Raw genomic sequence first — 12,818 nt, 5'->3', positions numbered from 1 at the left:
CGTGGCGGTCATGACGTTTTTCATGGCCTGATCGCGCCCTGTATTCAGGTCGGCAAACATTCTAACAAGACCGGCAAGGGCCTGACCAACCGGAGCCGGGCTGGCCCGACAGGCGTAAGGGGGGCTGATTGTCCGGGTTGGCCCCGCATTTGCTACAGTACCGGCATGAATGCTGATGCTTCCACTGACAATCCGGTACTGCAGGACCGCTTCGGGCGCACCATTGATTACGTGCGCTTGTCGGTGACGGACCGCTGTGATTTCCGCTGTGTGTACTGCATGGCGGAGGATATGACCTTTGTTCCCCGCGCCCAGGTGCTGACCCTGGAAGAGATGGGGCGGCTGGCACGGGTGCTGGTGCAGCTGGGGGTAAAGCGCATTCGCCTGACCGGTGGGGAGCCCCTGGTGCGCCGGGATGTGGCGCGGTTAGTGCACGATATTGGTGCCATTGACGGCCTGCGTGAACTGAATATGACCACCAATGGCGCTGGCTTGCCCCGCCACGCGCAGGCTCTGAAGGCGGCGGGGGTGGATCGGCTCAATATCAGCCTGGATTCACTGGACCCGCAGCGCTTCCGCGCCCTCACGCGCACCGGCGATTTGCACAAGGTACTGGCGGGGATCGAGGCGGCCCGCCATGCCGGCTTCCGCCGCATCAAGCTGAACAGCGTGATCCTGCGGGGGCGCAATCAGGATGAGGTGCCGGCGCTGGTGGATTTTGCTATTGAGAAGGGGCTGGATATCTCCTTTATCGAGGAAATGCCGTTGGGGGCCATCAGCGAACATGACCGGGCGTTGGAGTTCGTCTCCTCCGAGGCGCTGCGCGACCAGCTCTCCCGGCGACTGACGCTGGTGCCCATGGCAGAAAAAACCGGCGGGCCATCCCGTTACTGGCAGGTGCCGGGCAGTGATAGCCGCATCGGGTTTATTTCTCCTCACTCACAAAACTTTTGCCATTTGTGTAACCGGGTGAGAATTACCGCCGAAGGCCGTATGCTTCTGTGCCTGGGCCACGAACACAGTGTGGACCTGCGTGCGGTACTGCGGGCGCACCCCACGGATGATGCCCCCCTGCGCCAGGCGATCATTGATGCCATGGCCATCAAGCCGGAGCGGCACGACTTTAATCTGGCCCCGGGTGAGCAATTGGTACGATTTATGAATATGACCGGTGGTTAAGGCGGCGTGTTAGCGTGCCGCGTGTAGCATGATTGCGTAAAAAAGCGAGAGACCATGAAATCCCTACCTGAACTGTTTTCCAACAATGAAAAATGGCGCCACGAAATCGAAGAGCGCCACCCCGGCTTCTTCAAGGCGCTGGGTGAACAGCAGAACCCGGAATATCTGTGGATCGGTTGTGCCGATTCCCGGGTGCCAGCCAACGAAGTGGTAGGCATGATGCCCGGTGAGCTGTTTGTTCATCGCAATGTGGCGAACCTGGTCAACCACACTGACCTGAACCTGCTGTCAGTGCTGCAATTCGCCGTGGATGTCTTGAAGGTGAAGCACATCATGGTGGTGGGTCATTACGGTTGTGGTGGTATCAAGGCGGCCATGGAAGATGTGCCCCATGGCCTGATCGACAACTGGCTGCGGCAGGTGCGCGAATTGTACCTGCGTAATCGCAAGAACCTGGCCGAGCTGCCGGATGACCAGGCGCGGGTGGACAAAATGTGTGAGCTGAATGTGGCTCGCCAGGTCATCAATGTGTCCAACACCACCGTGGTTCAGGAAGCCTGGCGTCGCGATCAGCCGTTGACCATTCACGGCTGGATTTACGGTATCGGTGATGGACACCTGCGGGACCTGGATATCCAGATTCAGAATAATGGCGAGCTGCGCAGCCTGGAAACAGACGAGTACGACAACTGCTCCGGTTAGGTGGTGAGTGCCCTTGGTCGTTGTAATGAAATGATCAAGGGCACGGTTACCGTTGACGATGGTTTTCAGTGATGATGGCCAGCACCGCCGTGCCCCTGGCCGGCGGGTGCTGTGCCTGAGTCGTCCAGTAGTGCCTGCCAATCGTTTTCGCTCAGTGAGGGCAGGGCGCTGAGTAACGCCACCATGTCCCACAGGCTTTGCTCGTCGTGGCTTTTTCCCCAAGCGGGCATGCCGCTCATTTTGATGCCGTGCTTGATGACCCAATAGGCGCCTTTCGGATCATGAATCCCGTGTTCCGCCAATGCTGGCGGTTGCGGATACATGCCTTCACGCAGTTCGCTCTCCTCGATTCCCGGCGCCAGGTGGCAGCCCACGCACATGGCCTGGTAGTGCTCTGCGCCCCGACCAATTCGTTGCGGATCATCCAGGTCGTTGGGCACCGGAATATGTTTTGCTCGCAGGTCAATGGAGCGGTGGCGAGCGGTACCGATGATTTTCTCGGTCACGCTCCAGTGCGGTTCGTCGGCCGCAAAATTGTAGCTGCCTGTGGCAATGACGATGCCGATGATGGCGGTGGCAAGCAGCGCGATAACGAGCAGAGTTAGGGAACCTCTGAAAAACTCCTTGCGTGCTCAGCGAGACCTGAAGCGTGCAGCTGTTGTGTCTTGCCTCGACGGACAGGGTGGTTCCCTTTCCTAGAGACAAGGCGCAGCAGATGGGCGCTTCAGGCCTCGCCCTCCGGGTCGTTCAGGCTGGCCCACACTCGTTGTTGCAATTTCTCGATGGATCGACATACACCTTCAAAATTGCGCCTAGATAGTGAACCAGCCTGAACGACTGAGCATGTAAGGAGTTTTTCAGAGGTTCCCTAATGACGGTTTTCATCGTGTTCTCCCTGACAATGAAAGAATTGGTGGATGCGCCGGCCATGGCGGCCGGGCACATCCGTGGCAAGATTAGAACCAGAAACGGATGCCCGCAACAACGGTGCCTTCTTCCGTTTTTCCGCCGGCTGCCCGTGTCATGTCCGCCGTGTCGCCGTACTGTTTTTCCCAGTTGACCCCGATATAGGGCGCAATTTCCCGGCGAATTTCATAGCGCAGGCGCAGGCCGGCTTCCAGGCTGGCAAGCCCGTCGCCGATACCCAGTTCCGGGTCGTCCTTGCCATAGAGGTTGGCTTCGATCTCCGGAACCAGTATCCACTTTTGCGTCAGGAGCAACTCGTATTCGGCTTCCAGGCGCAGGTTGGTCAGGCCCTCTTCGCCGATAAACAGGTTGGCGTCCACTTCGAAGAGGTAGGGCGCGGCGCCCTGAACACCGATGCTGGCCCAGTCCCGGTTGGGATCGTCCGGTTGCCAGTCCCGCCGTACGCCCAGCTGCCAGTCCCAGAAGGGAGCAAAGGCCCGGTTCCAGGCAAGGCGGGTTTCTGCTGCCTCGGTGCTGGCGTCCTCACCGTCGTGCTCCGGATCCATTAACCGTTCGCCTTCGGTGCTGAAGTACAGCTTGTTCAGGTCGCCGCCATGCCAGCCGCTGGCTTCCCAGGCCATGACGGTGCCTTCGTCGCTGTCACGGGCTTCCAGCTGGTCGACGATGACACGGGTAAAACGCGGTTCGTTTTTATTCATGGCCAGGGCTGGCGAGGTGGCCGCCAGTGTGATGCTGCCTGCCAGGAGCGTCATCAATGTTTTCATGAGCGGTGCCCTCCATGATCTTTGCCATGTGTATCGTGCAGGCCCTGTGTCTGTGTATCTGGCATGGAAGGGGTAGTGCTGCCATCAACGACGCGCACTTCCCGGAACATGCCTGCCTCCATGTGATAGAGCAGGTGGCAGTGATAGGCCCAGCGACCGAGGGCATCGGCGCGCACCAGATAGCTGAGTTTTTCGCCGGGTTTGACGGTGATGGTGTGCTTGCGCAGCAGTTTCCCGTTACCCAGTTCCAGATCACTCCATAGTCCGTGCAAATGAATGGGATGGGTCATCATGGTGTCGTTCACCAGGGTGATGCGCACCCGCTCGTGGTGGAACAGTTCCAGCGGTACGGAATCGGCAAACTTGATGCCGTTAAAACTCCACATGTACCGGTCCATGTTGCCGGTCAGATGCAGCACGATTTCCCGGTCCGCTTGAAGGCTGTCGATGGGGTTGTCGGGGGTGCTGCCGAGGGTTTCCATGTCGGCGTAGGTGAGCACTTTCCAGGGCCGGTCACGCAGGCCAATGCCGGGGTCGGCCAGCATGTCGCCGGGCGCCATGGCGCGCATGTCGACGCCGGGGCCAAATTCACTGGCAGGATGTTCGATGGCGCTGTCGCGTGGCGGCAGATCAGGGTTGTTGCTGTCCACGGCAAAGGGAACCGGGCGGGCAGGGGATGTGCCGTGGTGTTTCATATCCCCCATTTTCATGCCGTCATGGTCCATGGCGCCATGACTCATGGATTGATGCCCCATGGATTGATGACCCGACGCTTGATGGTCCATGGCGCCCATGCCCATTTCGGTGTGGCCCAGTGGCGGGGGCGCGTCCATGTCCGGCACCGCAGCGGAGAGGGCGGCATCCGGTGTTAGCGTACCGCGCACGAAGCCACTGCGGTCGATGCTCTGGGCGAACAGGGTGTAGGCCTGATCGGCTTTCGGGGCCACGATCACATCCAGGGTTTCTGCCACGCCCAGTCGGCATTCATGGAAATCCACCGGGTTTACCGGTTGGCCGTCCATGGCGACCACGGTCATGTCGAGGCCGGGAATGCGAATGTCGAAGAAGGTCATGGCACTGGCGTTGATGAAGCGCAGGCGGATGCGCTCGCCGGGTTTGAATCGGCAGGTCCAGTTGTTGGCGGGGCTTTGCCCGTTCATCAGGTAGGTATAGGTGTAGCCGGTCACGTCCGCCAGGTCGCTCTGGCTCATGCGCATGCTGTTCCACATTTGCCGGTCCTTGAGCGTTTCGATCACCCCTTTGTTGCGGAAATCACTCAGCGTGTCGAATACGGTGCGCTCATTGAAATTGTAGTAATGGCTGAGTTTTTTCAGTGTGGCGTAAATATGCTGAGGATCTTCATCGCTCCAGTCAGAGAGCAGAATCACTTCGTCACGGTCCGCGTGATAATGCGCTTCGGTGTGTGTGGCCGCCTCGCGAGGGTCAATCACGATGGCGCCATAGATTCCGGTTTGTTCCTGAAAGCCGGAATGGCTGTGATACCAGTAGGTGCCACTTTGTTTCACGGTAAAGCGATAGGTAAAGGTTTCGCCGGGGGCGATGCCATCGAAGGACAATCCCGGCACGCCGTCCATCTGGAAGGGCAGCAGAATGCCGTGCCAGTGTATGGAGCTGGTTTCAGGCAACAGGTTGGTCACCTTGAGGGTGATGGTGTCTCCTTCTTTCCAGCGCAGGGTCGGGCCGGGAATGCTGCCATTAATGGTGGTGGCTGGGCGGGTCTTACCGGTGATATTGACGTCGGTTCCGCCCAGCGTCAGGTGAAAAGTATCACCGGTGAGGGTCGGGGCGCCGGTATGGCCCTGGCTGGCCAGTAGTTGACGGGCGTTGAGGCCAAGCCCCAGCCCGGCGGCACCCAGTGCCAGGCCCTGCACGAAACGACGTCGTGGCAGGGAAATCTGCGATTGCGTTTTCATTGGAATACTCCTGTTTGTTTGAGAAAAAAATCAGCTCAAACAGACAGGGACGGTGGGCGTAACGGCAGGCGGTGGATGCCGGCGTGAATCGTTGTAATGAGGGAATCTGTGCCGGGGGGCGAGGGGATAAAGGCATTTGCCACGAAGGCAGTGTCACTGGCAGCGGTGATCTGGCACAGGGTGATGCATTGGCAGCTGTCGCTGCCTTCGCAGGCCTGCATCTGCGCCATGTCGTGGCCGGCGGTCATGTCACCGTTGGGCGTGTCGGCAGAGTGGTGACAGTGTGTCATGGAGGAGGGAGTCATGGGGCTGTCGGTAGCCGTGGACATGGCCATGGTGAGTGTATTGGCAGACAGCAAGCTGCTCACCACCATCAGGGTGGTGGCGAGCAAGGTGGCGATCATCGCCCGGCATTGTCTTCTCGATACACGTGACATGCTTGCATTATTGACCTTGGGGTAACCCCAAGGTCAAGCGGTTCGGATCAGTGAATTGATGACCACACTGGCGGCGATGATCACCAGTAGCACGGCGGTGGCTCGCTCCACCCAGTGGTGGTGGTCGCGTAACCAGGGCAGAAAGCGGCTGCGTCCCAGCAGGATGGCCACCAGCACATACCAGCCGCCATCGATAAACATGGCGGTGAGTACGATTTGGGCCCGGGCGAGGTGGCTCATGTCCGCTTCAAGAAACTGGCTGAACACGGCGAGGAAAAACAGGGCCACCTTGGGGTTGAGGAAAGCCACCATGAATCCGTCCCAGGCGGCGCCGTGAAGCACGCTGTTGCGCTCGCCTGAATCGGCGGGGGGCAGCGGCGCCCGGCCTGCCTGCCAGCTTTTCCAGGCCATCCACAACAGGAACAGGGCCCCGGCCATGGAAAAAAGCTGCTCCAGTACCGGGTAGCGGTGGAACAGGATGGCCATACCGGTGACGGTGGCCGCCGCCCAGATGCCGATGCCAAGGGCGTGGGTCACGCCTGCGATCGCGCCGGCCCGGTGGCCTCCGTGTAGGGTGTGGCGGGTCACCACCGCCAGGCTAATGCCGGGGGCCATGGCCCCCAGGGCACAGATGCTGGCCAGCAACAGCCAGTCGTGGAAGGGAAGCATTCAGGGTCTCGTTATGCGCAAAGCAGACACTTTAGCGGGTTGCCATGACAGGTTGAAGCGTTGCCAGGATGCGAGTGTTGAGTAACGAGTTTCGAAAGCTGATTTTGACTTTCGCCACTCGTTACTCGCCACTGGGCTTTAATTCCCGGGATGATGGCTGAAGACCTCGGTGCCGTTTTCATCGAACAGCAGCACGTCGTAGGCGTCTTTGCGGTCGCCCATTTCCATGCCGGGGGAGCCTGCGGGCATGCCGGGAACGGTGAGGCCTTTGCCTTCGGGGCGTTCTTCCAGCAGGCGGTCCACGTCGCTGGCGGGGACATGGCCTTCAATGGCGTAGCCGTCGATAAAGGCCGTGTGGCAGGACCCGGTGCCGGGCAGGATGCCGGCTTTTTCCTTGATGGATTGCAGGTTCTGCTGCTCGTGGACATTAGCGGTGTAACCGTTAGCTTCCATGTGCTCAACCCAGGCGCCGCAGCAGCCACAGGTGGGGGATTTATACACTTCCAGTACCTTGTCGGTGGCGGCTGCCTCCTTGGCGGGCGGTTGGTTGGCAGAGAGGGTTTCTGCCGGCGTCGTTACTTCTTCGCCACAGGCGGTCATCAGTAGGGTAGTTAAAACAATCAGTATTTTTTTCACAGCAAGTCCTCATCATTGTTTGCGTGTTGCGTGTTGCGTGTTGCGTGTTGCGTGTTGCGGTCAGTCTACAATCAGTGTGCCCTGATACATCTGCATTTGGCAGGTGAAGCGGTGCTTCCCGGCGGGCAGGTTATCCAGTGTCAGGGTGGTGGTTTTTCCGGTTTCCAGAAATGCACTGGTATCCAGTCCCTGAAAGATTACCTGTTCGGCGCAGGGGGATGGATCGCGACGATCGAAATGCAGTGTCAGGGACTGCCCGGTGTTGGCGCGAATGGATGCCGGAGAGTAGACCCCGTCTTCGACAATGATGGTGGCTTCCTGAGTGGCGGCCTGTGCGGTGCTTTTGCGGTGCGATAGCCAGAACCACCAGACCACCAGTGCCATCAAAACAAGACCGACAAGATTGACGAAAAGGCTCATGGTGTCGCCTCCCGGGGTTTACGAACGGTGAGTATCAGCGATTGTTTGTGCATGGTATCGCCGAGCACATCGACGCTGTCTTCGGCGAAGGTGCTCAACGAGGCATCGGTAAAGCCGGCCTGTTCGAGGGCCTGTTGTAGCTCGGGGCCGTGATAGGTGGAAAAACCGTGCTGAAACACTGGCAGGCTGGCCATGCTGTTGTGATCACGCAAACCCAGCACCAGGGTGCCGCCGGGGCGCAGCAATAGAAACAGGGCCTGCAGGGCCGGCGCCAGCGGTTGCCAGAAGTAAACCACGTTTACGGCGACAATGCGGTCCATGCTGGTGGGGGCGAGCGGTGCTTGCGTCAGTTCGCCGTGGATAAAGGCGGCGCGGGTTTCGCCCAGGTAGCGTTCCCGGGCGAGCAGCACCATGTCGCGGGACGCATCCAGTCCGGTGTAGTGCAGGTTGTCTGCCCGGCCCAACAGGTTGGGCAGGTGGCCGGCGGCGCCGGGGCCGATTTCCAGAATGCGATCTCCGTCCCCGGGAGCTAGCGCGTCATAGGCGGCAAGAATCACCGGGCTGTTACGGTCATCCATGTTGCCTGCCACCTTGTTGCCATCCTCGCCCTGGGGGTGGCGCAGCTGTGCGGCCAGTTGTTCTGGGGTCATGCGTTGCTCTCTTTGTCTGGTTTTGAGTTGCCATGTCCGGGTTTGAAAAACCGCAACCGGTTGGCGTTGGTAACTACGGTAACCGAGCTAAGCGACATGGCGGCGCCGGCGATCACCGGGCTGAGCAAGTTGCCGGTGAGCGGATAGAGGATGCCGGCGGCCACCGGCACGCCCAGGCTGTTATAAACAAAGGCGCCAAACAGGTTCTGTTTGATGTTACGCACCGTGGCCGAGGAAATGGCCATGGCATCGGCCACGCCGTGCAGTGAGCCCCCCATCAAGGTGATGGCAGCGGATTCGATGGCCACGTCGGTGCCGGTGCCAATGGCAAAGCCCACATCGGCTTGGGCCAGAGCAGGGGCATCGTTAATGCCATCGCCGACCATGGCCACGGTGCGGCCTTCTTTCTGCAGGGCGGCCACTTTGTTCGCCTTGTCTTCCGGCAGCACTTCCGCCATCACTTCATCCACGCCAGCCTGTTTGGCAATGGCGTTGGCACTGGCGGTAATGTCGCCGGTAATCATGATGACCTTTAGTCCCTGTTCCTTAAGCCGGGTGATAGCGGCTTTGGAGTCGTCTTTAATGCGATCCGCGACACCGATGATGCCGAGCAGGGTTTGCTGCTCCGACAAGAACAGTGGCGTGGCGCCTTTGTCGGTGAGGGACGTGCTGTCGAGGTTGATGTTCACCCCTTCATTCTCCAACCAGCGGCGATTGCCCAGTCGATACGTTTTGCCATTGAGGGTGGCAGTGACTCCCTTGCCGTTCAGGGCCTGGAATTGAGTGACGTCGTCCAGCGATAGTTCTCGCTGTTTGCTCTCGTTGAGAATCGCCGTGGCCAGGGGGTGCTCAGAGCCGCTTTCCAGGCTGGCCGCAAGTTTGAGCACGGTGTCTTCCTGTTGCCCCTCTGCGCAGATGATATCGGTGACGGCAGGCTTGCCTTCGGTGATGGTGCCAGTCTTGTCGAGGACGATGGTGTCCAGCTGGCTGCTGGTCTGCAGGGCTTCGCCCTGACGAATCAGAATGCCGTTCTCGGCGGCCTTGCCGACACCCACCATCACGGACATGGGCGTGGCCAGGCCGAGGGCACAGGGGCAGGCGATGATCAGCACAGTGGTGGCGCTGATCAGCATATGCGTCAGGCGTGGCTCCGGGCCCACGTTGAACCACACCAGCGCAGCGGCAATGGCGATCAACATGATGGTGGGAACAAAAATCGCTGACACCTGATCGGCAAGGCGGCCAATCGGTGGCTTGCTGCCCTGGGCTTTTTTCACCAGTGCGACAATTTGTGAAAGGGCGGTGTCCTTGCCCACGGCGGTGGCCGCGTAGAGTAGCGTGCCGCCTTCGTTAAGTGTGCCGGCACTGACGGTATCGCCTGTGCTCTTGTTCACTGGCATGGGCTCGCCGGTGAGCATGGATTCATCAATGCGGCTCTCGCCTTCTTTCACGGTGCCGTCCACGGCGATCTTTTCGCCGGGCCGAACGCGCAGAATGTCGCCGGTTTGGACCTGTTCTACCGGGATATCCTGTTCCGTTTTTTCCTGATTAGGGCCTTCGCGGACAACCCGTGCGGTTTTGGCGCCCAGATCCAGCAGCCGTTTTACCGCCGCACTGGTTTTGCCGCGGGCGCGTACTTCCAGGGCCTGGCCAAGATTGATCAGGCCGATGATCATGGCGCTGGCTTCGAAATACACATGCCGGGCGGCTTCCGGCAGGGCGCCGGGCAGCAGGACGACCACCATGGAATAGAGCCAGGCGGCGCCGGTGCCCAGTGCAATGAGGGTGTCCATGTTGGCGTTGTGGTTACGGAACGCCTTCCAGGCGCCGACAAAAAAGTGGCGCCCGGCGGTGGCCAGCACCGCCAGGGTAAGCAGGCCGATACCCAGCCAGATCCACTGACTGGTTTGCCCGGCGCGGACCATCATGTCGCCGCCGAGCAGGCCCCAGGCCATCAACGGGACACCCAGGCCAAGCCCGAGCCCCATGTGGCGAAGAAGGGTGTGGTAGTGGGCCTGTTCGCGGGCCTCCTGCTGTTCCTGTTGGTCTGCGCTGTTATCGAGAAGCTCGGCTCCATAACCGGCATCGCTCACTGCGTTAATCAGCGCGCTGGTGCTGGCGGTGCCGGTAACCTGGGCGGTGCGGTCGGCAAAATTCATGTCGGCGTTGTCCACGCCGGGGGTGTTGCGCAGAGCGCTTTCGATGGTGCGCACGCAGGAGGCGCAGGTCGCCCCGCTGATGCTCAGTTGTACGGATTGTGCGGCGCTGGTGTTTGTTTCATCCGCGGTGTCGTGGTCGTGTGCGGGCAGGCCGTCCGTATCTTCGGCGCCGTAACCCGCCTGCACCAGTGCGCCCTGAAGCGTGCTTCTGGATGCGTTGCCGGTCACGGACACCTGTTGGGATGAAAGGTCCACGACCACACTTTCCACGCCGCTAATCGATTCCAGCGCGGTGGTGATGGTGCGGCTGCATCCCTGGCAGGTGGCGCCGCTGATGGGCAGGGTCTGGGTGCGCGTTTGCGTCGGCATGGTGGCTCCTGTGAAGCAATCTGATGCCAAAGGGATATTTCAGCATACATTGTTAAACCTGCGGGTAACCCCAAGGTCAACACCCATGCTATAAATTGCTGGCTACATTGAAAATTTTTATAAAAACGTCATAAAAACGGAACCATCACAATGCAGAGCGCTCAATAAGACCACATAGTGTGGCCATCTTGGATGCCGAATTTTTCGATATCAGTGAGGACGATTTATGTTTAAGAAAACATTGCTTGTGTCAGGTATTGCTCTGGCGGTTTCCGCCCCGGCCTTGGCAGCACAACAAACCACTGCCGTGCGTGATAACGGTTTTTCTTACAGCTATGGTCAGCTGGCCTACGATCGCTGGGACCTGGATAATGATGTGGATGTCGATTCGCTGAGTGCGGAAGGGTCATTTGCTTTGGACGAGCACCTGTTCCTGCGCGGCAGCTTGGGTTTCTTTGATGGGGACTATGGCCGCAATGGCGATCTCGACGGTAGCCAAATTTCTGGTGGTATCGGTTTCCACACCCCGCTGCAGCGCGGTCTGGATTTCGTCACCAGCGCCGACATTATTTACGATGATCGTGATTATGATCCGGGCAACAACGACGATGAGATCGGTTTCGAGGTGCGTGGTGGTGTGCGTCATGCCACTACCGAAAAACTGGAACTGTCCGGTGGTCTGGCCTACCAGGACCTCTACGATGATGACTTGGGTGTTTATGGCCAGGGTCTGTTCAAGGTGAGCCAGGCGGTGGATCTGGGTGCGCGCGTCATCGTTGGTGGTGATCGTGATACCTACGGCGTCTTCGGTCGCTACAACTTCTAAGGCGTTTGTCTGGAAGTAAAAAGCCCCGCCGGGTGAGAGCCCGGCGGGGCTTTTTTGTGTTTGGCGTATGGCTCTACTTGTCCGACCTCTTGGGTCGACGTTACCCAGGGGTGCAAGACCTTAAGCCGAATAATGTCGGATTACGCCTTTCAGGCTCTCTGTGCCCTTGGGTAAATTCGAGCTGCCCTTGCCGGCGCCAGCTTACCGGCGAGTGATGCTCACTGTGGTGAGCCAGGCTTTAATCGGGGCCCAGCCTTTCTCTTCGCTTTGCTTGATCGAGCCGGCAATGCCGGGGTTGATCTGGTCCCAGCGGGCGAGGACCGCAAGGTCCATGGTCTGTACGGCGTTGAGCAGCTCGGTTTTATTAACGGTGGTGCTCAGTGCGGGGATCAGCAGCCCGTCTTCCTGCTCACTGGCCGGGTCGGTCAGTTGCTGCCAGTGCGCCAGGGTCTCCATCAGGCCGCATTGCAGTGCCAGCTCGTTCAGGGGACGGCTCAGTGACAGCTGTTGATGGTCCGCCAGCAGTTGTTCGCCCGCCAGTTTCAGGTATTGGCGACGGCGGGCGGGGGTGTCCTCCTCTCCCGTGAACGCTGCCAGTGCTTTGGGGGTGTCGGTGGTGCCGTTGAGTGCCACGGCCAGGGCGGCAAAACCGAGACTGGCTTCCGCCGGGTCGGTGGCGCCGTGTTGGCGGCGCAGGTTCTGGCGGGTCAGCTCCAGGTACGGATCACTGATCAGCCCGGATTCCGGCCACTCGGGCAGGGCATCCAGATAGCCGGGGTACAGCGGCCAGCTGTCCAGCCGTGACAGAATCGCCTGCCGGTTGGCGCTGCCGTCCTGCTGGCAGGCACGGCTGGCCAGCAGCAGGTACTGGTTGGCAAAACGCTGGTACCACTGCGCCAGGGCATCGCGTAGTGCGGCCAGGTTGTCGGCATTGGGGCTTTGCTCGAACCGGGTCAGCGCCTGTTGCCATGCCGTTGCGGCGGCCGTGAAACGCTCGTCGGCCTGCTGCTGCCACTCTGCGGCGGGAATGTCTGTCAGGGTGTGGGCACTGGCAGGCCCGGGGGCGGCCTGGGTGTCGTCTTTGCTGCCGTTGTCGCAGGCCAGTAACAGGCCTGCCAGTAATGCCATAAGGAAAAAACGCATAAA

The 12,818-nt window shown here is 59.9% G+C and carries 13 protein-coding genes; 3 read left to right on the top strand and 10 right to left on the bottom strand.

Going from position 1 to position 12,818, the window contains the following annotated elements:
- The first annotated feature begins 165 nt into the window (after positions 1-165).
- Positions 166-1,179: a GTP 3',8-cyclase MoaA gene (moaA, locus tag ADG881_RS08185; RefSeq protein ID WP_007148787.1), complete on the top strand. Its 1,014-nt coding sequence runs from the start codon at positions 166-168 to the stop codon at positions 1,177-1,179.
- Positions 1,180-1,233: 54 nt separating this feature from the next.
- Complete coding sequence (can, locus tag ADG881_RS08180; RefSeq protein WP_007149238.1) at positions 1,234-1,881, top strand: carbonate dehydratase; 648 nt, start codon at positions 1,234-1,236, stop codon at positions 1,879-1,881.
- A gap of 65 nt (positions 1,882-1,946) precedes the next feature.
- Here can and ADG881_RS08175 read toward each other — a convergent pair whose 3' ends face one another.
- From ADG881_RS08175 to ADG881_RS08135, 9 genes are all read right to left on the bottom strand, one after another.
- A complete protein-coding gene (locus ADG881_RS08175; RefSeq protein WP_007149308.1) occupies positions 1,947-2,387 on the bottom strand; it encodes a cytochrome c in 441 nt (146 codons plus the stop codon).
- 450 nt (positions 2,388-2,837) lie between these two features.
- Positions 2,838-3,572: a copper resistance protein B gene (locus ADG881_RS08170; RefSeq protein WP_007150418.1), complete on the bottom strand. Its 735-nt coding sequence runs from the start codon at positions 3,570-3,572 to the stop codon at positions 2,838-2,840.
- Entirely contained in the window at positions 3,569-5,506 is a 1,938-nt protein-coding gene (locus ADG881_RS08165; protein ID WP_007148713.1) for a copper resistance system multicopper oxidase, read from the bottom strand. Before ADG881_RS08165 ends, ADG881_RS08170 begins: the two co-directional genes overlap by 4 nt.
- Before the next feature lie 35 nt (positions 5,507-5,541).
- On the bottom strand, positions 5,542-5,943 hold the full coding sequence (locus ADG881_RS08160) for a hypothetical protein (protein ID WP_156790369.1): 402 nt from the start codon (positions 5,941-5,943) through the stop codon (positions 5,542-5,544).
- 33 nt (positions 5,944-5,976) lie between these two features.
- Positions 5,977-6,612, bottom strand: coding sequence for a LysE family translocator (locus ADG881_RS08155; protein ID WP_007149724.1), 636 nt, complete (start codon positions 6,610-6,612; stop codon positions 5,977-5,979).
- A gap of 138 nt (positions 6,613-6,750) precedes the next feature.
- Positions 6,751-7,248, bottom strand: coding sequence for a DUF411 domain-containing protein (locus tag ADG881_RS08150; RefSeq protein WP_039926446.1), 498 nt, complete (start codon positions 7,246-7,248; stop codon positions 6,751-6,753).
- Positions 7,249-7,308: 60 nt separating this feature from the next.
- Complete coding sequence (locus tag ADG881_RS08145; protein ID WP_007150319.1) at positions 7,309-7,668, bottom strand: cupredoxin domain-containing protein; 360 nt, start codon at positions 7,666-7,668, stop codon at positions 7,309-7,311.
- A complete protein-coding gene (locus ADG881_RS08140; protein WP_007149243.1) occupies positions 7,665-8,318 on the bottom strand; it encodes a class I SAM-dependent methyltransferase in 654 nt (217 codons plus the stop codon). The genes ADG881_RS08145 and ADG881_RS08140 overlap by 4 nt, the downstream gene beginning before the upstream one ends.
- Entirely contained in the window at positions 8,315-10,846 is a 2,532-nt protein-coding gene (locus ADG881_RS08135; protein WP_007148717.1) for a heavy metal translocating P-type ATPase, read from the bottom strand. Before ADG881_RS08135 ends, ADG881_RS08140 begins: the two co-directional genes overlap by 4 nt.
- A gap of 226 nt (positions 10,847-11,072) precedes the next feature.
- On the opposite strand from ADG881_RS08135, the gene ADG881_RS08130 reads away from it, so the two are divergent.
- Positions 11,073-11,672, top strand: a complete 600-nt coding sequence (locus ADG881_RS08130; protein ID WP_007150345.1) for a hypothetical protein — start codon at positions 11,073-11,075, stop codon at positions 11,670-11,672.
- A 201-nt stretch (positions 11,673-11,873) separates the two neighbouring features.
- On the opposite strand, the gene ADG881_RS08125 is transcribed toward ADG881_RS08130, so the two are convergent.
- On the bottom strand, positions 11,874-12,815 hold the full coding sequence (locus tag ADG881_RS08125; RefSeq protein ID WP_007150783.1) for an imelysin family protein: 942 nt from the start codon (positions 12,813-12,815) through the stop codon (positions 11,874-11,876).
- Positions 12,816-12,818 lie beyond the last annotated feature (3 nt).

This window comes from Alcanivorax sp. DG881, assembly GCF_000155615.1.
Taxonomy (GTDB): domain Bacteria; phylum Pseudomonadota; class Gammaproteobacteria; order Pseudomonadales; family Alcanivoracaceae; genus Alcanivorax.
Note: the sequence above shows the minus strand (reverse complement) of the source record. Positions and strands in the feature narration are given on the sequence as shown.

What these genes read in the sequence shown, in the direction of transcription:
- moaA (WP_007148787.1), top strand. Translation starts at nt 166, where the DNA reads ATGAATGCTGATGCTTCCACTGACAATCCGGTACTGCAGGACCGCTTC.
- can (WP_007149238.1), top strand. Translation starts at nt 1,234, where the DNA reads ATGAAATCCCTACCTGAACTGTTTTCCAACAATGAAAAATGGCGCCAC.
- ADG881_RS08170 (WP_007150418.1), bottom strand. Translation starts at nt 3,572, where the DNA reads ATGAAAACATTGATGACGCTCCTGGCAGGCAGCATCACACTGGCGGCC.
- ADG881_RS08165 (WP_007148713.1), bottom strand. Translation starts at nt 5,506, where the DNA reads ATGAAAACGCAATCGCAGATTTCCCTGCCACGACGTCGTTTCGTGCAG.
- ADG881_RS08160 (WP_156790369.1), bottom strand. Translation starts at nt 5,943, where the DNA reads ATGTCACGTGTATCGAGAAGACAATGCCGGGCGATGATCGCCACCTTG.
- ADG881_RS08155 (WP_007149724.1), bottom strand. Translation starts at nt 6,612, where the DNA reads ATGCTTCCCTTCCACGACTGGCTGTTGCTGGCCAGCATCTGTGCCCTG.
- ADG881_RS08145 (WP_007150319.1), bottom strand. Translation starts at nt 7,668, where the DNA reads ATGAGCCTTTTCGTCAATCTTGTCGGTCTTGTTTTGATGGCACTGGTG.
- ADG881_RS08140 (WP_007149243.1), bottom strand. Translation starts at nt 8,318, where the DNA reads ATGACCCCAGAACAACTGGCCGCACAGCTGCGCCACCCCCAGGGCGAG.
- ADG881_RS08135 (WP_007148717.1), bottom strand. Translation starts at nt 10,846, where the DNA reads ATGCCGACGCAAACGCGCACCCAGACCCTGCCCATCAGCGGCGCCACC.
- ADG881_RS08130 (WP_007150345.1), top strand. Translation starts at nt 11,073, where the DNA reads ATGTTTAAGAAAACATTGCTTGTGTCAGGTATTGCTCTGGCGGTTTCC.
- ADG881_RS08125 (WP_007150783.1), bottom strand. Translation starts at nt 12,815, where the DNA reads ATGCGTTTTTTCCTTATGGCATTACTGGCAGGCCTGTTACTGGCCTGC.